The following is a 24,924-nucleotide window of genomic DNA, read 5'->3' on the forward strand; positions in this document are numbered from 1 at the left end:
ATTTATAAAGCAGATTTAAACTGCTCTAAAAAACGCACATCGTTTTCACTTAATAAACGAATATCGTTAATTTGGTGCAATAACATCGCAATACGATCGATACCCACACCAAATGCAAAACCTGAATATTCTTTAGAATCGATATTACAGTTTTCAAGTACATTTGGGTCTACCATACCACATCCGCCAATTTCTAACCAACCGGTTCCTTTAGTAATTCGGTAATCAGATTCGGTTTCTAACCCCCAGTACACATCAATCTCTGCACTTGGCTCAGTAAAAGGAAAATACGACGGACGTAAACGGATTTTCGATTTTCCGAATAACTGCGTAGTAAAATATTGTAAGGTTTGTTTTAAATCAGCAAAACTCACTTCTTTATCAATATATAATCCTTCAATCTGATGAAAGAAACAATGAGAACGTGCCGAAATCGCTTCATTTCTATACACACGACCTGGTGAAATAGTACGAATAGGCGGCTGATTCTTTTCCATATAACGCACCTGTACCGAACTGGTATGTGTACGCAACAACACATCTGGATTGGTTTGAATGAAGAACGTATCCTGCATATCGCGAGCCGGATGATATTCCGGTAAGTTTAATGCCGTAAAGTTATGCCAGTCATCTTCAATTTCTGGACCTTCACTTACGTTGAATCCAATGTTTGAAAAGATATCGATAATTTGATTTTTTACAATAGATATCGGGTGACGTGCTCCCAAATTAATAGGTGATCCCGGACGTGATAAATCACCGTAAACACCTTTTACTTCTTCTTTACTCTCTAACTCCTCCTTTAAGGCGTTTACTTTATCTTCGGCTGTTTTCTTTAGGGCATTAACGGCTTGACCAAACTCTTTTTTTTGCTCGTTTGCTACATTTTTAAACTCTGCAAAATACTGGTTTAATAATCCTTTTTTTCCTAAATATTGAATTCTAAATGCCTCTACTTCTTCTTTAGTTTGCGCTTTAAACGCTTCGGCTTCGGCTATAAGTTCTTTTATCTTATCTATCATAACATCCTTAAAATGATGGCAAATTTACTATTTTTTGTTTAGTTGCGTTAGGGATTGCAGTGTAAATCCTTTTGTTTTTACAAAAGATTAAAACCTTTCAACTACGCTCAAGATAAATTGCAAGCTCGCCCCACAAGGTAACACACAAAAACTAATCGATATATTCGGCTTCAAGAAAATAGTTTACAATAGCCTCTTTCATCAGTACACTTTGCTCACCGGCTTTTAAATGTGGTAACTGTGTTTTTACTTTATAGTGAGGCCATTTATCGTCGTCGAAATAATCGAACTCGTAATACCCATAAGGCTCTAACAGTCGACAAATAGCAATATGCATTAAATCTAACTTGTGGTCTTTTTTAAATTTTAGGTGCGGTTGCCCTAATTCCTGAACACCAATAAGGTAGATAATGGAATCTAAATCTAACCGATCACCATCGGCAAATTGATTAGAAAGCTTATCTACCACTAAATCCCATCGTTCTTTTAATTGTTCGTCTCTCGCCATTTGTATTGTGTTTTGTAGTCTATACTACGAAGTCGCAAAGTTAATTTATATTTGTTAAAAATCTTATAGATTATGAGTGTATTAGACATCGTTTTACTAGCCTTGCTGTTATTTGGACTAATTAGAGGGTTTATGAAAGGTTTATTTGTTGAAATTGCCTCTTTAGTTGCATTAATTGCTGGAGTTTACGGTGCCATTCACTTTAGTGATTATGCCGGGTCTTTTGTTGAAGACAACGTAGACTGGGATGAAAAATACGTCAACATCGTGTCGTTTGCTATTACCTTTATAGTGATTGTTCTCGTGATAGCCTTGGCTGGAAAAGCCTTAACACGACTTGCCGATTTTGCTGCATTAGGGATTATTAACAAAGTACTTGGTGGTATTTTTGGCGCTTTAAAAATTGGATTAATTTTAAGTGTTATTCTTATTGTTTTTGATACTATGAATAAGACACTACCCTTTGCCAGTGAAGAAAATTTAGAAGATTCTGTTCTTTATGAGCCCGTAAAATCCCTTGCACCAATGATTTTCCCAAGCATTTTAAATAAAAAGAATATTTTGGATGATGACGAAACTGAAGAAGAACCTGCAATGAAAACCGAAACCACTTAAAATTAATCTAAGTGATATATTTCTCGTATTTTTTCAAGAATGGCTTCGAAATCTATCTTTAGATCAATAAGTTCTCCTGTGTGAATATCGAATACCCAACCATGTACTTTTAAACCTCGTTCACGTGCCGCCTTTTGAACGGCTGCAGTTTTAATAAGATTAACACACTGCTCCTGAACATTTAGCTCTACAAGTCGTTCGTATTTTTTCTCTTCATTATCAATAGAATTCAACTCCTTTTTATGAATCCGGTATACGTCACGTATATTGCGAAGCCAGGGATTTAAAATCCCTAAATCGGCCGATTGCATAGCCGCTTTTACACCGCCACAAGCATAATGACCACAAACCACCACATGATTTACTTTAAGATGCACCACAGCGTATTCCACTACCGACATGACATTTAAATCGGTCGCCGTAACCATATTAGCAATGTTGCGATGTACAAAAGCTTCACCAGGCCCTAAGCCCATAAGTTCTTCTGCTGTTACACGACTATCGGAACACCCAATAAATAATAATTCAGGATTCTGCCCTTCACCTAAGGCTTCGAAATAATGAGGGTCGACCTCTAGTTTACTTTCAATCCATTTCTTATTGTTATTAAAAACACGTTCTAAATTCATATCACAATAATTACAGATTAAAGGTAATCTAAAAAACGTTACAAGGCTTTAATATCTTGGTTAGCTATCCAACCAGATTTACCATCGGCGAGTTTTATTTTTTTCCAGTCTTCAACGGTATCTAAAATTTGTACTTTAGTCCCTTCATGTAGTCTGAAAGACTCTTCACTTCTGTTGTTGGGTTCGCTCTTTACTTTACTCTCCTGAACAAACACAATCGCTGGTCGGTCCTTTTTATCTAAAGTATATTTATGAAATGCCAAGGACACACTAATGCAAATAAAAGCGAGCACCGTTAAGCTACCTACAAAAGCAAGGCGCTTTCTCATAGTGGAATAAGCAAAATAATAAGCTAAAAACAATACCACAAAACACAATACAAAAACAATAGCTAATTTCGCCCATCCATCGAAACTCATCGTGTTCGTAATTTTTTTAACTAATTTTGAAACACCTCCTTCTGGCAACACATCAATAGCATCGATGGTCATGTTTCTGGCGAAACTTAAATTGTTCTGAATATCACTATCATTTGGCGACAATTGTAAAGCCTTCTCGTAATAATATATACTTGGCGCAATATTATTAAGTTTATAATTGGCATTTCCTAAATTGAAATACAACTCTGCCGATTCGTTTTTTGTTGCTAAAATAGCTTCATATTTATCAATTGCTTCGGCATATTTTCCGTCATTATATAAAGCGTTTGCCTGTTCGAACAGCGCCTGATTTTGCGCAAACACTCCAAAACTCATCAATACCAAAAGTGTAACTAATAACTTTTTCATCTTATCGTGCCTGTTTATCAATTAAAGAAATGGTCTTCGCTGCCTTATCGTAATCTTCCTGCATGGTTACAATATCGATTGGGGTGTAACGCGCTAATTCACAACTTTCTAAAATGCTATTAAAGTCTTTAACCACATCCTGCTCTACCTGTTTTTCTGTAAGTAACTCCGTAATATTCTCTTTACTCAACTCACTGGTTTCAATGTGTAATTTAGCTTTAAGGTAGTTATGTAACGCTTTTTCTAAAGCAATGTAGAACTCTTCTTTTTTACCTAAAGATTTCTTAGCATGACTTAAATATTTCCTTGCCAGCTTATCGGCCTTACGTATTTTATTACCGTAAACATCAGCATCTCGAACGGCTTTCTGCTTTCTAATAACAATAGCAATAGGAATCGCTAAAAATGGCAACAATAATAAACTCCAGAATAAATTGGTTTTGAAAAACTGAGTGCGCTTCATACTTTCAAACGTCGTATCGGTTTTTATAAACGCAAACTGATCGTTGTTTAAAGTCACTGCTTGTTTAACTGTACTTGCAGGACCTTCAGTATTGGCTGAAGCATTATTTGTCGGGCCTTCCAAGACATCAATCACGATTTCCTCTGATGACAAGCGCTTATAGCTTTTAGTCTTTAAATCGAAATATGAAAATGAAATGCTTGGAATCGGGTATTTACCTTTGTATTGTGGTACCACCGTATAACTATCGGAAATACTTCCCTGCATACCCGATAAATTGGTTCTAACATCTTCGTTGTATTCTGGTTCATAAACCTCAAGCGAACTCGGTAAAGACACCTTAGGCAGTTTAAATAATTTCAGGTTACCGCTACCGCGAACCGCTACTTTTAATTGAAGTGATTCTGAAGCACTTAACTCCTTTTTCGATGCTGTAACATCAAAACTAAAATCCCCAACTGCACCGGTAAAATCCGATGGCTTACCAGCTTCTGGCAGTGCTTTTACATTAATGGTTCTGTTTCCTGCCGACACGGTTCTGTTTGTGCGCGTCATTAACATACCACCAAAAATATCACGTCGGTTTGTTGGCACGCGCAAAGCAATATCCAGTGTTAAAGGTTCTATGGTTAATTCGCCTGTCTTCTGCGGATACAATACCGTTTTACGCAGCACTAAAAAACGATAATTCTCACCTTTATAGGTTCCGTTTTGAACTTTTTGCCCTTGGGTATCGATATTCTGACTCCAGAAATCATTAAAACGTGGGGTATCAATTTCATTCCAGTTAACGACAGACACTGTAGGGGATACATAAAGCTTATACACCACCGTAATAGCTTCATTTAAATACGGATTTTCTTTAGATATCTCGGCTACCAAATGCACACTTTCGGAAGCAATATAATCCGGGTTATTGGGGTCCTTTGGAATATCAACAGCCGCTGTAACTTCAACTTTAATCGGCACAGTTTTATACACCTCATCATCTATAGTAATCGATGCTTGATTTATGGTAAATGTGCCGCGTTTTTTTGGCGCTAAAAAGTAACTATATGTTTTTTTGTAAGTACGCACCCCATTGATCCAGGAATTACTTACCGACTGATTTGGTCCGCCAACAACCGTAAAATTTGAAAAATCGGGAGGGTTGAAATTATCGCCGTCCTGATTCATTTCAAAATCGATACGCAGACGCTCATTAACTCCTAAAGTTTGCTTACTAACTTTTGCTTCGAATTTAACTTGAGCTGTTAATACACTTGTGCTAAGTATAACTAACAGTAAGGTTATGTGCTTTATCAGTTTCATCATAAATACGATATTAGATCTTTTGTTTACCCATAGGATTTCGTTTGAAATTTCAATTTGTAAACCGAAAATCGTCTACTCGTTTACCAGTCTTTTTCTGTTTTAACTTTTACGCCCTTAACCTTTTCAGCATTCATTTTTTCCTGAACTTTTTGCTCTTGGTTATTCATGGCTTCTAATAAGTTCTTTATTTGTTGCGGAGACATTTGCCCCTTTCTAGGCTGTTGTGGTTGTTCTTTTTCATCACCTTCGCCTTGATCTTTTTTCTCATCCTTAGGCTTACCATCTTCATTCTCTTTATCGTCGCCGTCTTTTTGATCCTGATCGCCTTCGTCTTTATTATCTTGATTCTGGTCGTCTTTATCGTCGCCTTGGTCCTGATCGTCCTTGTTTTGTTGATCTTCTTTATTCTCCTGATCTTTATCTTTCTGCTGATCTTGATTATCCTTATTCTCCTGATCGTCTTCGTTTTGGTCTTGTTGATCCTGATCTTTTTGTTGCTCAGCACATACCTTGGCCAATCCTAAATTATAACGTGTTTCTTCGTCGGAAGGGTCATTTCTTAGTGCATTTTTGTAAGCTTCAACAGCTTCCTTACACTTCTTATTCTCCATTAACACATTTCCAATATTATGAAATGCTTTATGCTTTTCAGATTTTGAAGTTGCCGTTTTAGCCGCCTGTTCTAAACGATAAAGGGCTTCATCAAAACTTCCTTTTTTAATATATGAGCTTCCTAAATTATAAATCCCAGCAACCGACGACGGTTGTTCAGAGACTGCTTTTCTATACGCCATCTCCGCTGAAACAAAATCGTCATCCTGAAGTAAATTATTGGCTTCATACACATAGCCATCTGCTTTTTTTTGAGCCAACAAAGCCTGCTTTTGCGCGTCTTCATCCTGAGCAAAAACATTACCTACAAATAATGATAATATGATTAATAATACGTTCTTCATCTTCAATTTTATAATTTCTAAGATATAAAACCCTATGTTTTTGTTAGTTAAAAATTATATAAAATATTCATCTACCTTTTGTGAAACCCTAAGTTTTTAAAGGTTTTCGTTAAATAAATTCAATTTCTTTAACCAAGCGGTTTTACGGTCTAATAAGAAAATATCAAGTAATAAAAAGAAAATTGCAAAACCTAAAAACCATTGAAACTGATCTTTAAAATCGGCAAACTGTTTGGTTTCAAATTCCTTTTTATCCATGTTGTTTAAAATGTCTCGAATACTTTCTACTACATCGTTGGTATTCCTTCCATTTATATACACCCCATTCGCCTCGCTGGCAATGGTTTTAAGGGTTTCTTCGTTTAATTTTGTAATTACTGTTTCACCACTACTGTCCTTCTTGTAGTTTAAAAGCACACCATTTCGCTTTTCAGGAATCGGACCACCTTTAACATCTCCAACACCAATGGTAAAAATACGAATGCCCTGTTCGTTAGCTTGCTCGGCTACGGCAGCGGCTTGCTCACTGTGATCTTCCCCATCGGAAATAATGATTAAGACACGGTTGGTTTGCTCTTCGTCATCGAAATAAGTGGTTGCCAATTTAATAGCTTCGTTAATGGCTGTTCCTTGCGACGATAACATATCGGTATTCATGCCTTGCAAAAACATTTTTGCCGAAGCATAATCGGTAGTAATTGGCAACTGAGGAAACGCTTTTCCTGCATAAGCAATAATACCAACACGGTCACTTGCTAAGTTATTAATGATTTGCGTTACTAATTGCTTTGCTTTTTCCAATCGGTTGGGCACAATGTCTTCAGCTAACATACTTTTAGACACATCGACTGCAAACACCACATCTACGCCTTCACGCTTTACGGTTTCTAATTTAGATCCTACTTTTGGGTTTACTAAAGCAATGGCCAAACAGGCAAAAGCCAAACTTAAAACAATGACTTTTAAAACGGATTTAAATAATGATGTATTCGGACTTAAACGCTTAAGCAATGCTTTATCCGCAAATTTGCGCTGTGCCTTGTGTTTCCATATTTGAAGCACCAAAAAGAATAGGATTATTACCGGAATAATACCTAATACCCAAAACCATATTTTTTCTTCTAATTGATACATATTCTCTGTTTATTTTTCTAGGAATTGTTTCGACGAATTAAACAAAACTTCTAAAAATAGTGTTACGTAACAGAAATTCTAAAAGCAACATTAATCCTGCTAAAATAACTAACGGACGATACTTTTCATCGTAGTTATAATACTTGAATTCTTCTATTTCTGTTTTCTCCAGCTTATTAATTTCTTCGTAAATATCTTCAAGCTTTTTATTATTCGTTGCTCTAAAATATTCCCCTCCGGTTACCTTAGCAATTTCCTTTAACAATACTTCATCTATTTCCACCTGAATACGTCCATATTGAAAATCTCCCGTTCTTGGATCTATTGCCACAGGAGATAATGCCATACCATTTGTTCCTAACCCAATGGTGTACACTTTAATGCCATATTCAACGGCTAATTCACTAGCTATTTTAGGGTCTATAAACCCGGAATTATTCACCCCATCGGTTAACAGGATAATAACTTTACTCTTCGCTTTACTATCTTTTAAACGATTGACCGAAGTGGCTAACCCCATACCAATGGCGGTTCCACCCTCAATAACCGTATTGTACTTTATCTCCTTTAAGGAACGCAATACAATAGATTTATCGCTGGTAATTGGTGTTTTGGTATAACTTTCTCCGGCGTATTCCACCAAACCAATACGATCATTTGGGCGCCCTTTAATGAATTCGGCAGCTACATTTTTAAGTGCTTCCAAACGGTTAGGACGTAAATCTTTAGCCAACATACTCGCCGAAACGTCAATTGCCATAACAATATCGATACCACGCGTTGTTTTTGTTTTTGTCGACACATCAACGGTTCGTGGTCTCGCTAAAGCCATAATTAATAACCCTAAAGCCAATAATCGCAATGCAAAAAGCACGTGTTTTAATTTCGGCAGCACCGAATTTGTGACTTTAAACCCTTTAATACTCGATATTTTTAATTCCGCCGTTTGTTTATTATGCTTAAAAACATACCACAATATGACTAGCGGTAACACTAATAGTAACCAGAAAAATTCTTTGTTTAAAAACTCTATTCCTTCAAACATTATTCTTCTGATTTTTTAAGTTCAACTGAGTTTAAAATACGCTCTACCATTTCATCGGCATAAGTATCATTTTGTTTCCACGTTAAGCTTATTTGCTGTATCACACTTCCTGTCGTGAAACCTAAAATAGCATAATTTGCTGTTTCGTATCTGTCAGTATTTTGTACTGGCATATCTAACGTACCAAATACTTTCAATCCTTCAGCACCATTAGGTGTAGTAAACTTTTCGCTTTTTGTGACTATATTTTGCGCTCCAGCTTGTTCTAAAACTTTCAAACTATTATCTAAAGCTTTTTGTAAGTCAATTTTATTTTCTTGGCCTTGGTTTTGACCTAAATTTTTAAGCTTAGTCGTAGTTACTACAACATAAAAACGATCGATTAAACTACCATAAGTAAACTGAGTCAGCTCAATTTGTTGAGCCAGTTGCTCTGGTAATTCCGGGGTGGTTCGTTTTAACACTTTAGGTGTTGAAATTGTAACCGGTGGCACACCATAATCGCTGGTTACCCATTCGCCTTCTAAAAGTTCTTTGCTCTCATGACCGACAATGGTATCCTTAACATATCCGAAACCATATTTAATACCGAAACCTACAAACGTAGCTGTTAATAAGAACAAACTTATCGCTACAGTTAGTATAATTTTGTTTCGTTTCTTTTTGCGCTCCTGCTCGGCTCTGTATTGCTCATCTAAAAGCTTTTCTTCTTCGGTTGGTTCCGGAAGTGCTTCTTTTACGTGATCTATTTCTACATCGATAGTATTTCGGTCTAATTTTGCCAACTCGACATCGACAGCAGACTTCGCAAATTTCACCAAATCGGCACGCTTTAAAATACTTTCAAGGTTTTTAATATCCTCCTGACTAAGATCAACCTGATTGCCTTCTTTCAGTAATTTTAGACGACTAATTAATTCATCTGTGGTACTTTCTAAAGCACGATCGTAAACTTTTTCGTCAAGGTATTTTCTGATGATAAACGTTAACTCTGAATAATAATCTTTAATTTCATCATTTTCTAAATAATGACTTTCATCTAATTTCTTTAATGCCAGTTTCGCACGATCGTATGGTGGCAATAAAGCAATTTCCTCTTCTTCGGTTAATGGTTTTTTTCTCCAGATAAACCAATAAATTAAAAAGGCAACGGCTCCAATAATCACTAAAGCAATCAATACATATTTCCACCAATTGCTTGCTGGTTTTTCAACCTCGATAATAGGTTTAATATCGTAAAGGCCTTGCTTTGTTGTATCGATAACCACATTTCTTACCTCAACTTGTAACGAATCGGTAAAAAAGGTTTTATCTCCAATAAGTATTTTTTGTCGTGGAATGGTGTAGCTCCCTGAATCGAATTGCGTTAATCCGTATTTTTTAATCAGGTTGAATTTATCCTTATTCTTTAAGGTATCAACATCGTAAGAATCGATAACCTCTAAAGGATTAAACGTTTGCCCTTCCGGGAATACCACCAAGTTTGTAGAATCGGTTTCCACCGAAACCGTATACGTTATTTGTTGCCCGATTTTTACAGACGTTGAATCTATTGCAGATTTAACCTGCGCACTGGCAACAAATGAAAACAATACAAAACATACAGAAAACAAGATTGAAATCGGAAGGTATGGTCCTTTAGATTTAGGATTCATAATGTTCTTTTTGTAATTCATATATTGTTTATCCTCTTCTTTTAAAATAGCCCAACATTTTTTTAACATAGCTTTCATCAACGCGACAATCTATAGTTCCTGCTCCTGCTTTGTTAAAGCTTTCTTTATAATAACCTACTTTCTCACGATAGTATTTCGCATAGTTAAGTCGTACTTTTTTTGAGGATGTATTTACCAGCATAAATTCACCGGTTTCTTCATCCTGCATTTGCACGACACCCAGATTAGGAATCTCTTCCTCGCGTTTATCATACACACGTATTCCGGTTACATCATGTTTACCCGCTACAATTTTCATAGTTTGATGATAATCGTCAGCGATAAAATCAGACAATACGAACACAATTGCTTTTTTCTTCATGACGTTCTGCATGAACTTTAAAGCTTCAGCTAAATTCGTCTGTTTGCTTTCCGGCTCAAACTCGATTAATTCACGAATAATACGCAGCACATGAGAACGCCCTTTTTTAGGCGGAATATAAAGTTCAACCTTATCAGAAAATAAAATCAATCCGATTTTATCGTTATTCTGCGTTGCCGAAAAAGCTAAGGTCGCCGCGATTTCGGTAACCACTTCGTTTTTAAACTGCTGGTCGGTACCAAATAGTTCTGAACCTGAAACATCAACCATTAGCATCATGGTGAGTTCGCGTTCTTCTTCAAAAACCTTTACATAAGGCTCGTTATAACGCGCGGTAACATTCCAATCGATATTACGAACATCATCACCAAAATGATACTGACGAACTTCACTAAACGTCATACCACGCCCCTTAAAGGTAGAATGGTATTCTCCTCCGAAGATATGATCAGACAACCGGCGTGTCTTAATCTCTATTTTCCGTACTTTTTTTAGTAAATCTTTTGTATCCATTTTTTAATTTGTCATTCCGCACTTGATGCGGAATCTATCTGATTAAATTCCTATCAAATAACAATGCGATTCCTGCCTGCCTACACAGGAATGACAATTATGGCACTTCGATTTCGTTTACAATCTTATTGATGATATCTACTGAAGTTATATTTTCTGCCTCAGCTTCGTAAGTAATACCAATTCTGTGTCTTAACACATCGTAAACCACGGCACGAACATCTTCTGGAATGACATAACCACGACGTTTGATAAATGCATAACATTTAGCGGCAGTTGCTAAACTGATACTACCACGAGGTGATGCACCAAAGGAAATTAATGGTTTTAAATCGGCTAATTTATATTTTTCCGGGTAACGTGTGGCGAAGATGATATCAAGAATATACTTCTCAATTTTTTCATCCATATATACTTCACGCACCACTTTTTGTGCTTTTAATATTTGATCTAAGCTAACTACAGGATTTACCTTTTCCCAAGCGCCTTTTAAGTTGGCACGCATGATTAACTGCTCTTCAGCAATTTTTGGATAATCGATAACCGTTTTAAGCATAAAACGGTCTACCTGAGCTTCTGGTAATGGATAGGTTCCTTCCTGCTCTACCGGGTTTTGGGTTGCCATTACTAAGAAAGGTTTATCTAACGGGAAGGTATCGTCGCCAATAGTTACTTGCTTTTCCTGCATCGCTTCAAGCAAGGCTGCCTGAACTTTTGCCGGTGCACGGTTAATCTCATCAGCTAATACGAAATTCGCAAAAATAGGTCCCTTTTTAATAGAGAAATCGTTCTCTTTCATATTGTAGATTAATGTACCTGTAACATCGGCAGGTAATAAATCTGGTGTAAACTGAATTCTGCTAAACGTACCGTGAACGGCTTGTGACAAGGTATTAATAGCTAAGGTTTTTGCCAGACCAGGCACCCCTTCTAATAAAATATGCCCTTGACCAAGTAATCCGATAAGCAATCTTTCGACCATGTGTTTTTGTCCGACAATGACCTTGTTCATCTCAAGCATTAGCAAGTCTACAAAAGCACTTTCTTTTTCTATTTTTTCGTTAATTGTCTTAATATCAATTGTACCTGTATCTTCCATCATTATTAGAATTTTTAAAAGCCGAATATAATACGCATATTCGAGCAATGCAAATTGTTAATTTTTTTCTTGGAAGCCTGTTAACAATTGGTTAAAATAAATATTTTAAGAAGTTAATAATAGGTTAAAACAAAAAAAAGCAATGCGAATTGCATTGCTTTTAAATTTTTAAGGATTTTATTAAGATTTACTCAGCTGCTGTAAATACAATATCGCCAACTGCTGTATCTGCATCCGGATTAACTGTAGCATTCACAGCGCCTGAGGTATAACCTTCAGCTGAAGCTGTAACTACATAGTCTCCTGGAGTAACTCCTTCTAATAAGAAAGCGCCATCTACTGAAGCTCCAGTAAACTCAATATCATCTTCTGTATCTTCTGTTCCCATATCATTTAAAGCAGAAATTGTTGCCTCCATACCTTCAGCTAAACCAGAAACTGTTCCTGAAATAGAACCTGGTTTTAACATCATTACGATTGGAGCTTCAATAGTAGTAATTTCACCATTAACAACTACAACATCCATAGCGCTAGCCATACCGTAAACTGATGCTTCATCCACTGGAGCCACCATAACTTCGTAAGTTCCTGCTGGAACACCCCATAATGCAAATGCTCCATTTTCATCGGTATATGCAGAAATCACAAAATCATCATCTGTTTCTTCTGTTCCCATGTCGTCTACCAATACAGATGCCATTGCTGGTACATCCATTGGCTCAACCATTCCTTCAATAATACCTGAACTCACTTCTGCACTGGCGTAGATAACAGGTTTTAAAATAATATTACCTGAATTCCCAGCCATTACAATAGATTTCTCTACATCAAAATCTAAGACATAATCATAAGTAAAACCTTCTTCAATAACAGCATCAATTTTAATTTTTAATCCTGATTGTTGTGCACTAGGCGTCTTTAGTGGGTAATTTTCAACGGTTCCTTCTTCATCCACCTCAATATCGATGGTGTTTCCGTCACCTAAAACCAAACGCATTTGGCTTAAAGTTCCTGCCGGAATTGGGAAACGATCTACCAATACTTTACTGAAACCTCCTGTAAAGTCTAACAAATCAACCATACCGCCTTCGGCATCTAGTGACATCCAACCTTCTTCGCTATCGCTGTCGTCATTCATTTTAATCATAACGTCAACAATCTCTACGTTAACGCCTGCATAATCACCAGGGGCATCAACAAGTCTAACTGAAATTTTTGGTGCTTCGGTGCTTACTCCATCAGAATCAGAGTCTTTACATCCAAACACGAAAGTTAATAGTAACAGTGGTAAAATAAATTTTAGCTGTTTTAAAGTTTTCATAAGGGTAATTTTTTTAGATTAACTATTGTATATATACGTAGCAAAATTGAATACGGACTATATACAAACCACATTTCCTGAATCCAAAACCACTTTACAAGTAATAATATGCCTCGAGAAAATAAGGTTTTATTTCTTTTTCATTTTTAAAATTCGGATCATCAATTTAAGCATTTGAAGTTGTTTTTGAGTACTTTTATATATGAATTACAGATAAATTGATATAAACTGCACCCTATATTACACTAAGAATAAATAATGACAAAAACAGCCTTAATAACCGGAGCTACCAGCGGTATTGGACTTGCAACCGCGCGTGAATTTGCAAAACACGGCATTAATTTAATTTTATGCGGACGACGTCTTGAACGCTTAAAAACTATACAAAACGAATTAAGCTTGCTAACCGATGTTTACATTTTAAACTTTGACGTAAGTCATAAAACAGAAACTTCTAAAGCCATAGAAAGTCTTCCGGAAGACTTTAAGGTTATCGATATTTTAATAAATAACGCCGGAAATGCGCACGGTCTAGACCCCATTCAAGATGGAAGTATTGACGATTGGGATGCCATGATGGATATTAACGTAAAAGGACTACTTTATGTGAGTAAGGCCATAATTCCTCAAATGACAGAACGCCAGTCTGGGCATATTATTAATATAGGTTCCTCAGCAGGAAAAGAAGTATACCCAAAAGGCAATGTGTATTGCGCCAGTAAACATGCTGTTTTAGCGGTTACCGAAGGGATGCGTATTGATTTAAATCCGTTTGGTATAAAGGTCAGTGCCATAAACCCAGGACTGGTAGAAACCGAGTTTTCTCAGGTTCGTTTTAAAGGTGATAAAAAAGCCAACGAGGTTTACAAAGGATTTAAAGCCTTACAAGCCCAAGACATTGCCGAAATTATCTATTTTGTAGTCTCAAGACCCGACCATGTAAATATTGCAGATATGCTTATCTTTCCAAAAGCACAAGCCAATAGCGTGACCGTTAAAAAAAATTTTTAATTTATGATTAACAAACGCCTGCTTATTAAGCATTTATTAGCCCACAATGATGAAAACAGCTTTTACGACAAAAAGCGCAAGGTTAATATTAGCTTTAAAGAAGGTAAGGCGAAGTTTTTAAAGCATATTTGTGCCCTATCGAACAGTAATCCTAAAAACAATTCTTATATCTTAATTGGCGTTGAAGACCATGATAACAAAATTGTTGGTGTCGATTTTTTTGATGATAGTAAAATTCAGAATTTAATTAATGCGTATTTAACCAACCCGCCAATTGTACAATACGAAAACATTTCATTTCCACACCTTCCTGATGATAAGGTAGTTGGACTGGTTACCATTCGACCTACAGGCAAAATAACCTCACTAAGAAAAAATATCTGGAAATATTATGGCGGTTCGGTCTTTTTTAGAGACGGTAGCATGAGTATGCCTAAAGTGTTCGATATTGAAATAAAAGATATCAACTCTAAAATTGTTGAAGCCATTGAAAACAACGCACAAAACAATATTGAGCACACTTTAAATGGGGTAATCGACTTTATGAATCTTCATAAGGACTACAATCCGCAGTATAAAGTTTTTAAAGAGTATTTTGTTGTCTGCTGGTCCGGACAAAAGAAAATCGTTAAGGATGAAATCTTCTATTCGAGAGTAGACATTAAACTCATCAACGAACAGGTATTACTCTTTTTCTCTGCTTTAGATGAAGTTGCCATAACCATAAGCGAAGACTCTTTTAAAATTGTTGAGTATGTAAACCTTGGGTTTCAAAATGCAAACAAGTATTATCAACTGGAAGAAACCATAATTCATTTTGATAATAGTGCCAGCTATACAATCGATACGAAATTACTTTTTGAACCACCTCAATATGATAAAAAAGTACTCTACCATATTTACAACACCAATAACACCATTTTAGAGAAATTAAAAAAAGGACTGTCCTTTACAAAAAATGAAGAAGCCGATTTAAACAATTTACCTGTTACGTACTTAATTTGCTATTTTAATTCATTTCATGACGCCATTGATAAACTTAATGAAGCTAAACCTTATTTGAGAAATTATAGTGAATCGTTATACCAACTTTACAAAGAAACCATTAGAATTTTAAGAAAAGTAAAATATAGTTGATGACCACAAAAAACACATAAAATGTTGAAATAGAATACATTAGGTTTTTTTTATTGAAAATTTTCCTATACATTTGTAATAACCAAATTCTAAAACCATGTTATTATGAAAACTATCAACTTACCCATTTTAAGTATTTTTTTTCTGCTAACTTTCTTCTCTTGTAGTAGTGACGACGACAATGTAGAAGCTCCAAGTGTCTCTTATCCTGACGCTATATTAGAAGCTATTTTCTTTGAATCTGGAAATTCTACAGGACCAACTATTAACTGGAACGGTAATCAGGGCTCTTTTTCTTTAGCTTCAACCGTGCAAGGATTAAATATAAATAGTACCACTGGAGTTATAAGCTGGACAAACATGCTTAAACCAGGTTCTCAAACCTTTCAAGTTATTGTTTCAAATAGTGCAGGACAAACTGTTGTAAACCACACTATAAACAACTCATTTCAAGGTACATTTACTGGAACTTATTCCGACTCTTATTTTTATGAAATGGAATTTTCGACAGATGGCACAGTTGAAGTAAGATCCGGTGATGAAACCTCTCCTAATGTCGGCACTGGCACCTATACTTTAGATGGTAACGAATTATCTATTGATTATTCTTATGACAATTCTTATTATTATTCAACTTTAGGGACAATTACGCAAAGTACAAATAGTGCAACTTATGAAGGAGATTGGTACTATGGTGAAGGCGCAGTAGAAGGAGCTATAGCCGGTGAATTTTTAGTAACATTAAATTAAACCTACTACTAACCTATAACAGGATTATGAAAACAAAAGAATAATAGCTTTTCATATTTATCAAACAACCTTTAAAATTTTAAGAAAAGTAAAATATAGTTAATAAAAACTTTCTTAATTTTAATTTAATTTAAAAAATTCACATCGTATAAGAAAATTCATTATATTTGAACTGCTATTAATCTTTTTAAGATATGACCTTGTTTCTAAATGAGCTTGCTCAAACTGGAACGAGGTCTTTTAGTTTACAGGGGTTTTCAAATTAAATTTAACTTTCAATGATCTGCAAAATTATAAGATTATAGCTCTATACTTACATAGCTGAAATTATATCTTTTTTCCCAAAACAGACTCTAATTCCAAAACCAATATTATGAAAATTAGCGTTGCTAAACTGTTCCTGAATTTCAGTTGGAACTTTAATATTCATTTTATCGTTACGATAGGCATAATTTAAAAAGAGAGCTAGCTCGTTAGTAAGCATATAATTCACATAGAAATCGTAACTTCTAATTCGTCCGCTATCCCTTTGAATGGCTTCATCATAATCATACCCACTTTTATTCTTAAAATAGGAAGCCCCCAAAACAGAAGCGCTTAATCCCATTCTTAATTTGTTCCAGGGAGAAATTTCATAACCTAAACTTAAATACTGATGAGTTGAAGTGGTTTTATCGTAATTACCAACTACCTCCCTATTTTTAACCTTAAAATAATTGGCTCCAAACGTTCCTGAAACAAAAAGCCCTTTGTAAACAAACGCATGCAGTTTCATATTAAATCCAGCTTTCCCCGTTAGTCCCTGTCCTGCAAATTTATCGCCAGTAGTAATAGGCAAAGAAAATTCGTATGCATAATACCCAAGACTTTGTTTATTAATAACACTATCTTGTTCTTTTGTTATATCGCTGTTTTGAGACAAACAAACATTAGTAAAAACAATAAATAAAAAGAAAAAATAAAACTTAATACGAGAATTCAAATTCATAATTTTCTTGATCTACAGTGAAGGTTTCTATAATTTCGGATTGATCATTTATTGAATAATGAAATTCAACCACAGTTCCTATTGGAGTTAAAAATGAATTGGAATAATCCGGGTAAGTATCGTTTAAAAATGATCCCGAATTGATTTCGAAAAAGCAACGACTTAACTCGGGCTCTAATACGCCTTCATTAAAATACTCTATACAATTTATATCGCTGTATTGAAATGAAAACCGAAAAGTGGTTCCCTCCGGGCTTGTTCTGTTAATGGAGTAATTAACTTTTGAGACGCTTTTTAACTGTTTATCTTCTAAGTCGAAAACTAAATCTTCAGGAGTATGATCTGTTGTACTTGATAGATATGTATAATTAGTATATTTTTCATTTCCATTTATTACAATTGCAAAATCCTCATCCTTATCGAAAAGGGAAATAATTTCAAAGGAGCCATCAGTTTTACTTTTACCTAAACCCAAGAGATACTCATCCTCGATGGCATCAAAAATATAACCACTAAACCTATAAGTATATACACTAATATCGACTTCTGAAATAGGCTGATTATTTTCATCAATCATCTTTCCTTTAATTAAAACCCTTGTATTCCTCTCAAATTCGGGAGGTTTACAATTAACAAAAGCCATAAGCCCTAACAACAAAAACACGTATCTCTTCATATGCATAAGCATTTTAATCTAAGATACGTGTTTTGCTAAAAGGTTGCGTTTATTTAAAAGAAAAATATTACAAATCGAATTTTATACCTTGAGCCAACGGCAACTCGGTCGTGTAGTTAATGGTATTAGTTTGACGGCGCATATATACTTTCCACGCATCAGAACCAGATTCTCGTCCGCCACCAGTTTCTTTTTCACCACCAAAAGCACCACCTATTTCTGCTCCCGAGGTTCCGATATTCACATTGGCAATACCACAATCTGAGCCGGCAACGGATAAAAAGCGTTCTGCTTCTCGTAAATTGTTAGTCATTATCGCAGATGACAACCCTTGAACCACACTATTTTGAATATCAATAGCATTTTCTACATCACCGGAATACTTCAATAAATAAAGTACCGGTGCAAAAGTTTCATGCTGAACAATTTCAAACTCAGGTTGCGCTTCAGCAATAGCCGGTTTTACATAACAAGCACTTTCATATCCTTCACCTGTTAACACACCACCTTCAACAACTATGTTTCCTCCTTCTTCAACCACTTTCACTAATGCATTCTGGTAATTTTTAACCGCATCGGTATCAATTAACGGCCCAACATGATTGGTTTCATCTAACGGATTACCAATACGTAATTGTTTATAAGCATCAACAATAGCTGTTTTTACCTTATCGTAAATACTTTCATGAATAATTAATCGGCGTGTACTGGTACAACGTTGTCCCGCTGTTCCAACAGCTCCGAAAACTGCACCGATTACCGTCATTTTTATATCGGCATCTGGAGTTACAATAATCGCGTTATTTCCACCGAGTTCTAATAAACTTTTTCCTAAACGCGCCGCGACTTCCTGAGCTACAATCTTACCCATTCGTATTGAACCTGTAGCCGAAACTAATGGTATGCGCTTATCTTTAGTGATAAATTCACCAACCTGATAATCGCCATTTACTAAACACGAAATGCCTTCCGGCAAGTTATTAGCTTTAAATACTTCGGCTGCGATATTCTGACAGGCAATTCCGCAAAGCGGTGTTTTTTCGCTAGGTTTCCAAATACAAACATCGCCACAAACCCAGGCTAAAGCCGTATTCCAAGACCAGACAGCCACCGGAAAATTAAATGCTGAAATAATTCCCACAACACCAAGCGGATGGTATTGTTCATACATGCGATGCCCCGGACGTTCGGAATGCATAGTCAAACCATGAAGCTGACGTGATAACCCCACGGCGAAATCACAGATATCTATCATCTCCTGAACCTCGCCTAAACCTTCCTGGTACGATTTTCCCATTTCGTAAGATACCAGCTTACCCAGCGCTTCTTTCTTCTCACGAAGCTTTTCAGCAAACTGTCGAACAATTTCGCCACGTTGTGGTGCTGGCACTAATCTCCAGTTTTTAAATGCTGAAGTTGCTGTTTCTAATACCTGATTATAATCTGCTTTTGTTGTTGTTTTTACTTGAGCAATAAGTTGACCATCAACAGGAGAACGACTCTCAATTAAGTCTCCCGAACCAAAATTATTCGAGCCTGTCGATGTTCCTTCGTTTATATCTTTAACCCCTAAAACTTCAAGAGCTTTGTCTATACCAAAACTTACAGTTTCTGCCTGCATATATTATCGATTTATTATTATTTTTAAAATTCCTTACGAATATAACAATAAAAAGCGGCATAACCGATTATTCATCCATAAACAACTCGTCAAATTAAAATGATTAATCTGCACGTTTTTTGCCTACCAAACTTCTAATCACCAAATACCCTAGAACACCTGAAAGCAAGGACCCTCCTAAAATTCCGACTTTAGCTGAATTTAATAACACCTCATCTGTAAATGCTAAATTGGCAATAAACAGCGACATGGTAAAACCAAGCCCTCCAAGTAAAGCAGCACCTAGAATATGTTTAAAATTCACCCCTTCGGGCAAATTTGCAATTCGTGCTTTAACAGCTAACCAAGACGCCAAACTTATACCAATAAATTTACCTAAAATTAAGGCCACGGCAATTGGAACGGCCAATCCGAAATCAATCTCTGAATCACTGGTTAAGGTAACCCCTGCATTAGCAAAGGCAAACACAGGCATGATAAAAAACATTATCCACGGGTGTAAATCGTGCTCGATTTTTTGTAATGGTGAATTGATATTTTCTGAAGCTGTTCTTATATCTATCGCTGCATGCACGTGCTCTTCTTTTAAAATATGGTGCTCCGAAATATGCTCACGCTCTTCAGAAAATCGTTTTAAAGAAGTTTTTATCTTTTCAAAAAAACGATCTAAAGTTGTCGTTCTTGTTGCAGGGATGGTAAACGCCAATAATACCCCAGCTATTGTTGGGTGTATTCCTGATTTTAAAAACAGGATCCAAACTACAACACTTAATGGAAAAAAGATAAACTTAGAAAAGTATTTTTTCATACCCAAAATCACCATTAATAATAGTATAATAGCTGAATATAAAATGAGCATTAAATTAATATCAGTTACATAAAATAAGCCAATAACCACTACTGCTGCTAAATCGTCGACAATGGCAAAGGCTGTTAAAAAAACTTTTAACCCCAAAGGAACACGCTTACCAAATAACTTTAAAACTCCTAATGAGAATGCGATATCGGTAGCCATAGGCACCCCCCAACCAGATTTTAATTCGGGATTTGAAATCATACTAAAATATATGATTATTGGTATAATAACACCACCCAACGCTGCGACGACGGGTAAAGAGGCTTTTCTGATAGATGACAATTCACCATCTAAGATTTCACGTTTAATTTCTAGCCCAACGTGAAAAAAGAAAATGGCCATTAAGCCATCATTAATCCAAAGGTAAAAAGGTTCTGTAAGCTCAAAACCATTATGAATAAACCCGAAAGTAAATTCACTTTTTAATAAATCATGATACATAGAACTCCAAGGGGAGTTCGCTATAATTAATGCCAACGCCGTTGTGAACAACAATAAAAAACTTCCTGAATTTGAAGATTTTATAAAACGGTTAATAGGGTCTATAATCTTATTCATTGTAATAATTAGTTGTTTTGATGGTCAAGATACAAATTACACGCCCTGCATAATATGACAATTATCAAGTTTAGAACGAAACAGTTATAGCAAAACTAAAATTTATAAAAAACAACTACCTTTAAAACCATAAATTCTTTTAACATGGCTAAATTTCTTTCCAATTTATTTATTATCATCCTTTGTTTTTCATGCAAAAACGAAACGAACAATATCAAACCGTCATTACCCGAAGCGCCTACTTTTAGCATTGTTATTCATGGCGGTGCAGGTACTATTTTGAAAAAAAACATGTCGCCTGAAAAAGAAGCACATTATAAAGCCAAGCTTGAAGAAGCTATTAAAGTTGGTTATCATATTTTAAAAGATGGTGGAAGCAGTTTAGATGCTGTGCAAAAAACAATTAATGTTTTAGAGGATTCTCCCCTCTTTAACGCTGGAAAAGGCGCCGTGTTTACCAATGCCGGCACCAATGAACACGACGCCTCCATAATGGATGGTAAAACCTTAAATGCCGGAGCATCAGCAGGAACAAAAACCATTAAAAACCCTATAAATTTAGCCAGAGCTATTATGGAACATTCACCTCATGTGATGCTTTCCGGAAACGGAGCAGAACAATTCGCAACCGAGCAAGGTTTACATATTGTAGACTCAACTTACTTTTACACGGAAAACAGATTTAATTCCCTTCAAAAAGTAAAAGCTTCTGAACAGGTTGCATTTTACGATGACACTATTAAGGATTCTAAATTCGGGACTGTAGGTTGTGCTGCGCTCGATAAAAACGGTAATCTGGCAGCAGGAACTTCTACGGGTGGCATGACTAACAAACGCTGGGGACGTATTGGCGACTCCCCAATTATTGGTGCGGGCACGTATGCTAACAATAATACCTGTGCTATTTCATGCACCGGATGGGGTGAATTTTTTATCCGTTCGGTGGTAGCACACGATATCTCTGCGCTTATGGAATATAAAGGCTTATCAATTGAAGAAGCTGCCAAAGAAGTTATTCAAAATAAAGTACCGGCTTTAGGTGGCGATGGCGGTATTATTGGCGTTGACAGACACGGCAATATTGCTATGGAATTCAATACAGCTGGCATGTACAGAGCCACTATGAATGATAACGGCGAATTATATATTGGAATTTACGGAAATTAAACACAACCTTTTCTTACTTTTTGTATCTACTTATAAAATACAAACGTTATGAAAATTTCAAGTCTTCTATTAAGCCTGTTTATTTTATTATCTTGTAATTCAGATTCTGATGAAAACGGAATTGACTGTTCGTCTATAACTATTGTACCTCCATCTATATTATTGAAAATAACAAATGTAACTGGTGATAATTTAATCGAAAACGAAACTTTTATTAGTAATGATATTACAATAGAATTTAATAATGATTTATATAATAATGTTGTAAATCAAAAAGTTGAAAATTTAAAGAATCTTATAAATATTCCGCTTTACGGCTTCGAAATAGAAAGAGAATATAAAATCAACTTATCTGAAACAGAAACTGATATTTTAAATTTAAATGTATCATTTCAGGAAGGCGCTTGCGGAATTAAAATAGCAACTCCCAACTCAGCTACTTACAATGGTAATACAGTTACCATTGAAGATTACAACGGCAACTACCTCATTACCGTTGTAAAATAGATATTATCTTAACGAGAACCCTTTAGCAGCCCACCACGGATGGATTTCGATAATTAAACGTCCGGCTTTAACCATGGGGTCTGAATTTGCTAAACTATCGGCCATTTTTTGAGTTGGTACATTATAAATGGTGATGCCTCGAATATCGCCATCGTCACCAAAAGGACCTGAAATATCTGCATAACCTAATTCATACATTTTTTTCAAATGGGCTAGATGTGCTTCCTGCAACATTTCGGCTTCTTCTTCGTTTTGCGAACGGATTGGTCCGCTTTTTAAAAAGGCCATAAAATACTGCTGCATTAAAATGGTATCCTGAGTCTTTTCGTCAACATAATCAAAAGTCTTAAAACCTTTGGCCGTCAATTCTTCTTTAATTTGTTTTGTGGTTTTAACCTCAGGTTTATCGACAACTTCAATAGTATCAACAATTTCCTCAACAACTTCTGTTGTTATTTGTTCAGATTCCTTTGTTTCGTTTTTACATGCTACAAATGCAAGTGCTAAAACCAAAACCAATGCTATTTTTTTTACTATTTCCATAATTTAAATGGGTATTTACTTAGTTGTGAATTATAATATTTTATATCGCCGGTAACTTCGGCACCAAGCCATTCCGGCTTTTCAAAATCTTCTTCTTTAGTTTGTAACTCGACTTCTGCAACAACAAGCCCGTCATTATCACCATAAAACTCATCAATCTCATAAACATGTTCTCCAACTTTTACCTCGTAACGTGTTTTATCAATTACCCCTTCTTCACATAACTTTAAAAGGGCCTCCGCTTCAGTTTTAGAAATTTCCTTTTCCCATTCAAAACGTTCCAAACCATCTTGAGATGACGGTCCTTTAACGGTTAAAAACCCTTGTGTTCCTTTTAATCGTACCCTAACAGTTCTGCACTTATCCGTATTTAAAAAGCCCTGAATGATTCTGGTATCCTTAAAAGCTTCAGCCTTAAAACTTTCCGATGTTACTAAAAATTTACGTTCTATTTCGATCATTAATTCCGCTTAAATGCACAATAAAATTACAGCTATTAATGCTTAAATTTACACTATGTTTAGCGATTTACCAATACGAAAAATTATTCATGTGGATATGGATGCCTTTTACGCGTCGGTGGAACAAATGGATAACCCCGAACTTAAAGGCCAACCTATTGCTGTTGGCGGTGGTGGTAAACGCGGCGTTATTAGTGCTGCCAGTTATGAAGCACGAAAATTTGGTGTTAAAAGTGCTATGTCTGGAACATTAGCGGCTAAACTGTGTCCGGACTTAATTTTTGTTAAACACAATTTTGAACGCTACGCCGAGATTTCTAAACAAATTCGTAACATATTTTACGATTATACCGATTTGGTAGAACCTCTATCTTTAGATGAAGCTTACTTAGATGTGACCAATAATAAAAAAGGAAACCCCAGTGCTTCTCTGATAGCTAAAGAAATTCGAGCGCGCATTTTAAATGAAGTGGGGTTAACAGCTTCTGCAGGCATCTCCATCAATAAATTTATTGCCAAAGTAGCGAGTGATTACAATAAACCTAATGGACAAAAAACGGTTAACCCGGAAGAAGTCATTGAATTTTTAGAAGACCTGGACATTCGAAAATTTTACGGTGTTGGGAAAGTTACTGCTGAAAAAATGTATCAACTCGGTATTTTTACTGGCATGGATTTAAAACAAAAATCTATAGAATATCTGGAAGAGCACTTCGGAAAATCAGGTAAGTACTATTATTATGTGGTTCGAGGGATTCATACCAGCGAAGTAAAACCCAATCGTATTAGAAAAAGCCTGGCAGCCGAACGTACCTTTAGCGAAAACCTGTCTAGTGAAGTCTTCATGCTTGAAAAACTGGAACATATCGCCGATGAAGTTTCACGACGTTTATTAAAAAGTAAAGTCTCTGGAAAAACGGTAACCTTAAAAATAAAATACAGCGATTTTTCGCTTCAAACACGGAGTAAAACGCTACCTTATTTTATTAACGACAAACACCTTATCCTGGATACAGCTAAAGACTTACTCTATCAGGAAAAACTAAAAAACTCGGTACGCCTTTTGGGTATTTCACTGTCTAATTTAAATACCGAAACCAAAAAAGAACCGGAGCAAAAAAGTGTTAGCGTACAGTTAAAATTCGGATTTTAGCGGCGCACTCTCCTATCTCCATTTGTTTTTTATTTATAATCATTATAAATAA

General features: G+C 35.7%; 25 protein-coding genes. 7 read left to right on the forward strand and 18 right to left on the reverse strand.

Annotation, left to right across the window (positions count from 1 at the left end; genetic code table 11):
• Positions 1 to 2: 2 nt before the first annotated feature.
• Entirely contained in the window at positions 3 to 1,022 is a 1,020-nt protein-coding gene (pheS, locus tag ICJ85_RS04065) for a phenylalanine--tRNA ligase subunit alpha (protein WP_188222513.1), read from the reverse strand.
• Positions 1,023 to 1,173: 151 nt separating this feature from the next.
• Positions 1,174 to 1,530: a hypothetical protein gene (locus tag ICJ85_RS04070; protein ID WP_188222514.1), complete on the reverse strand. Its 357-nt coding sequence runs from the start codon at positions 1,528 to 1,530 to the stop codon at positions 1,174 to 1,176.
• A gap of 72 nt (positions 1,531 to 1,602) precedes the next feature.
• Here ICJ85_RS04070 and ICJ85_RS04075 point away from each other — a divergent pair, with 72 nt between their 5' ends.
• A complete protein-coding gene (locus ICJ85_RS04075) occupies positions 1,603 to 2,145 on the forward strand; it encodes a CvpA family protein (RefSeq protein WP_188222515.1) in 543 nt (180 codons plus the stop codon).
• Positions 2,146 to 2,147: 2 nt separating this feature from the next.
• Here ICJ85_RS04075 and ICJ85_RS04080 read toward each other — a convergent pair whose 3' ends face one another.
• The 10 genes from ICJ85_RS04080 to ICJ85_RS04125 all read right to left on the reverse strand — a co-directional run bounded on the left by ICJ85_RS04080 (position 2,148) and on the right by ICJ85_RS04125 (position 13,444).
• Entirely contained in the window at positions 2,148 to 2,774 is a 627-nt protein-coding gene (locus ICJ85_RS04080) for a carbonic anhydrase (RefSeq protein WP_188222516.1), read from the reverse strand.
• A gap of 38 nt (positions 2,775 to 2,812) precedes the next feature.
• Entirely contained in the window at positions 2,813 to 3,562 is a 750-nt protein-coding gene (locus ICJ85_RS04085) for an SH3 domain-containing protein (RefSeq protein ID WP_188222517.1), read from the reverse strand.
• 1 nt (position 3,563) lies between these two features.
• Positions 3,564 to 5,336, reverse strand: a complete 1,773-nt coding sequence (locus ICJ85_RS04090; protein ID WP_188223115.1) for a BatD family protein — start codon at positions 5,334 to 5,336, stop codon at positions 3,564 to 3,566.
• An 83-nt stretch (positions 5,337 to 5,419) separates the two neighbouring features.
• On the reverse strand, positions 5,420 to 6,295 hold the full coding sequence (locus tag ICJ85_RS04095) for a tetratricopeptide repeat protein (RefSeq protein WP_188222518.1): 876 nt from the start codon (positions 6,293 to 6,295) through the stop codon (positions 5,420 to 5,422).
• A gap of 96 nt (positions 6,296 to 6,391) precedes the next feature.
• Positions 6,392 to 7,429 carry a vWA domain-containing protein gene (locus ICJ85_RS04100; protein WP_188222519.1) on the reverse strand — a complete coding sequence of 346 codons (1,038 nt, stop codon included), beginning with the start codon at positions 7,427 to 7,429 and terminating at the stop codon, positions 6,392 to 6,394.
• Positions 7,430 to 7,466: 37 nt separating this feature from the next.
• Positions 7,467 to 8,474, reverse strand: coding sequence for a vWA domain-containing protein (locus ICJ85_RS04105; RefSeq protein WP_188222520.1), 1,008 nt, complete (start codon positions 8,472 to 8,474; stop codon positions 7,467 to 7,469).
• Positions 8,474 to 10,150: a hypothetical protein gene (locus ICJ85_RS04110; protein ID WP_188223116.1), complete on the reverse strand. Its 1,677-nt coding sequence runs from the start codon at positions 10,148 to 10,150 to the stop codon at positions 8,474 to 8,476. The genes ICJ85_RS04105 and ICJ85_RS04110 overlap by 1 nt, the downstream gene beginning before the upstream one ends.
• A gap of 7 nt (positions 10,151 to 10,157) precedes the next feature.
• Positions 10,158 to 11,024 carry a DUF58 domain-containing protein gene (locus tag ICJ85_RS04115; RefSeq protein ID WP_188222521.1) on the reverse strand — a complete coding sequence of 289 codons (867 nt, stop codon included), beginning with the start codon at positions 11,022 to 11,024 and terminating at the stop codon, positions 10,158 to 10,160.
• Positions 11,025 to 11,121: 97 nt separating this feature from the next.
• A complete protein-coding gene (locus ICJ85_RS04120) occupies positions 11,122 to 12,123 on the reverse strand; it encodes an AAA family ATPase (RefSeq protein ID WP_188223117.1) in 1,002 nt (333 codons plus the stop codon).
• Positions 12,124 to 12,310: 187 nt separating this feature from the next.
• Positions 12,311 to 13,444, reverse strand: coding sequence for a DUF4382 domain-containing protein (locus tag ICJ85_RS04125; RefSeq protein ID WP_188222522.1), 1,134 nt, complete (start codon positions 13,442 to 13,444; stop codon positions 12,311 to 12,313).
• A 258-nt stretch (positions 13,445 to 13,702) separates the two neighbouring features.
• Here ICJ85_RS04125 and ICJ85_RS04130 point away from each other — a divergent pair, with 258 nt between their 5' ends.
• The 3 genes from ICJ85_RS04130 (at position 13,703) to ICJ85_RS04140 (ending at position 16,342) form a co-directional block, all read left to right on the forward strand.
• A complete protein-coding gene (locus ICJ85_RS04130) occupies positions 13,703 to 14,455 on the forward strand; it encodes an SDR family NAD(P)-dependent oxidoreductase (RefSeq protein ID WP_188222523.1) in 753 nt (250 codons plus the stop codon).
• A gap of 3 nt (positions 14,456 to 14,458) precedes the next feature.
• Complete coding sequence (locus ICJ85_RS04135; protein WP_188222524.1) at positions 14,459 to 15,592, forward strand: ATP-binding protein; 1,134 nt, start codon at positions 14,459 to 14,461, stop codon at positions 15,590 to 15,592.
• A gap of 105 nt (positions 15,593 to 15,697) precedes the next feature.
• Complete coding sequence (locus ICJ85_RS04140; protein WP_188222525.1) at positions 15,698 to 16,342, forward strand: hypothetical protein; 645 nt, start codon at positions 15,698 to 15,700, stop codon at positions 16,340 to 16,342.
• A gap of 313 nt (positions 16,343 to 16,655) precedes the next feature.
• Here the strand turns inward: ICJ85_RS04140 and ICJ85_RS04145 are convergent, their stop codons facing one another.
• The 4 genes from ICJ85_RS04145 to nhaA all read right to left on the reverse strand — a co-directional run bounded on the left by ICJ85_RS04145 (position 16,656) and on the right by nhaA (position 21,041).
• The gene (locus tag ICJ85_RS04145; protein WP_188222526.1) at positions 16,656 to 17,330 is read right to left on the reverse strand and encodes a hypothetical protein; all 675 of its coding nucleotides are present in this window, start codon (positions 17,328 to 17,330) and stop codon (positions 16,656 to 16,658) included.
• Positions 17,308 to 18,006: a hypothetical protein gene (locus tag ICJ85_RS04150; protein ID WP_188222527.1), complete on the reverse strand. Its 699-nt coding sequence runs from the start codon at positions 18,004 to 18,006 to the stop codon at positions 17,308 to 17,310. Before ICJ85_RS04150 ends, ICJ85_RS04145 begins: the two co-directional genes overlap by 23 nt.
• 67 nt (positions 18,007 to 18,073) lie before the next feature.
• On the reverse strand, positions 18,074 to 19,627 hold the full coding sequence (gene amaB, locus ICJ85_RS04155) for an L-piperidine-6-carboxylate dehydrogenase (protein ID WP_188222528.1): 1,554 nt from the start codon (positions 19,625 to 19,627) through the stop codon (positions 18,074 to 18,076).
• 103 nt (positions 19,628 to 19,730) lie between these two features.
• Positions 19,731 to 21,041 carry a Na+/H+ antiporter NhaA gene (nhaA, locus tag ICJ85_RS04160; protein WP_188222529.1) on the reverse strand — a complete coding sequence of 437 codons (1,311 nt, stop codon included), beginning with the start codon at positions 21,039 to 21,041 and terminating at the stop codon, positions 19,731 to 19,733.
• 144 nt (positions 21,042 to 21,185) lie between these two features.
• Here nhaA and ICJ85_RS04165 point away from each other — a divergent pair, with 144 nt between their 5' ends.
• Positions 21,186 to 22,208 (forward strand): isoaspartyl peptidase/L-asparaginase family protein, encoded by a 1,023-nt coding sequence (locus tag ICJ85_RS04165; protein ID WP_188222530.1) that lies wholly within the window; start codon positions 21,186 to 21,188, stop codon positions 22,206 to 22,208.
• A gap of 48 nt (positions 22,209 to 22,256) precedes the next feature.
• Positions 22,257 to 22,715: a hypothetical protein gene (locus ICJ85_RS04170; RefSeq protein WP_188222531.1), complete on the forward strand. Its 459-nt coding sequence runs from the start codon at positions 22,257 to 22,259 to the stop codon at positions 22,713 to 22,715.
• A gap of 3 nt (positions 22,716 to 22,718) precedes the next feature.
• On the opposite strand, the gene ICJ85_RS04175 is transcribed toward ICJ85_RS04170, so the two are convergent.
• Together ICJ85_RS04175 and ICJ85_RS04180 are read right to left on the reverse strand one after the other, a co-directional pair.
• A complete protein-coding gene (locus tag ICJ85_RS04175) occupies positions 22,719 to 23,258 on the reverse strand; it encodes a YciI family protein (RefSeq protein ID WP_188222532.1) in 540 nt (179 codons plus the stop codon).
• Positions 23,249 to 23,719 (reverse strand): CYTH domain-containing protein, encoded by a 471-nt coding sequence (locus ICJ85_RS04180; RefSeq protein WP_188222533.1) that lies wholly within the window; start codon positions 23,717 to 23,719, stop codon positions 23,249 to 23,251. The genes ICJ85_RS04175 and ICJ85_RS04180 overlap by 10 nt, the downstream gene beginning before the upstream one ends.
• A gap of 55 nt (positions 23,720 to 23,774) precedes the next feature.
• Between ICJ85_RS04180 and dinB the strand changes: the two genes are divergently transcribed.
• Positions 23,775 to 24,872, forward strand: coding sequence for a DNA polymerase IV (gene dinB, locus ICJ85_RS04185; protein ID WP_188222534.1), 1,098 nt, complete (start codon positions 23,775 to 23,777; stop codon positions 24,870 to 24,872).
• The last annotated feature ends 52 nt before the right edge of the window (positions 24,873 to 24,924 follow it).

This window comes from Aestuariibaculum marinum (assembly GCF_014596975.1).
Lineage (GTDB): Bacteria > Bacteroidota > Bacteroidia > Flavobacteriales > Flavobacteriaceae > Aestuariibaculum > Aestuariibaculum marinum.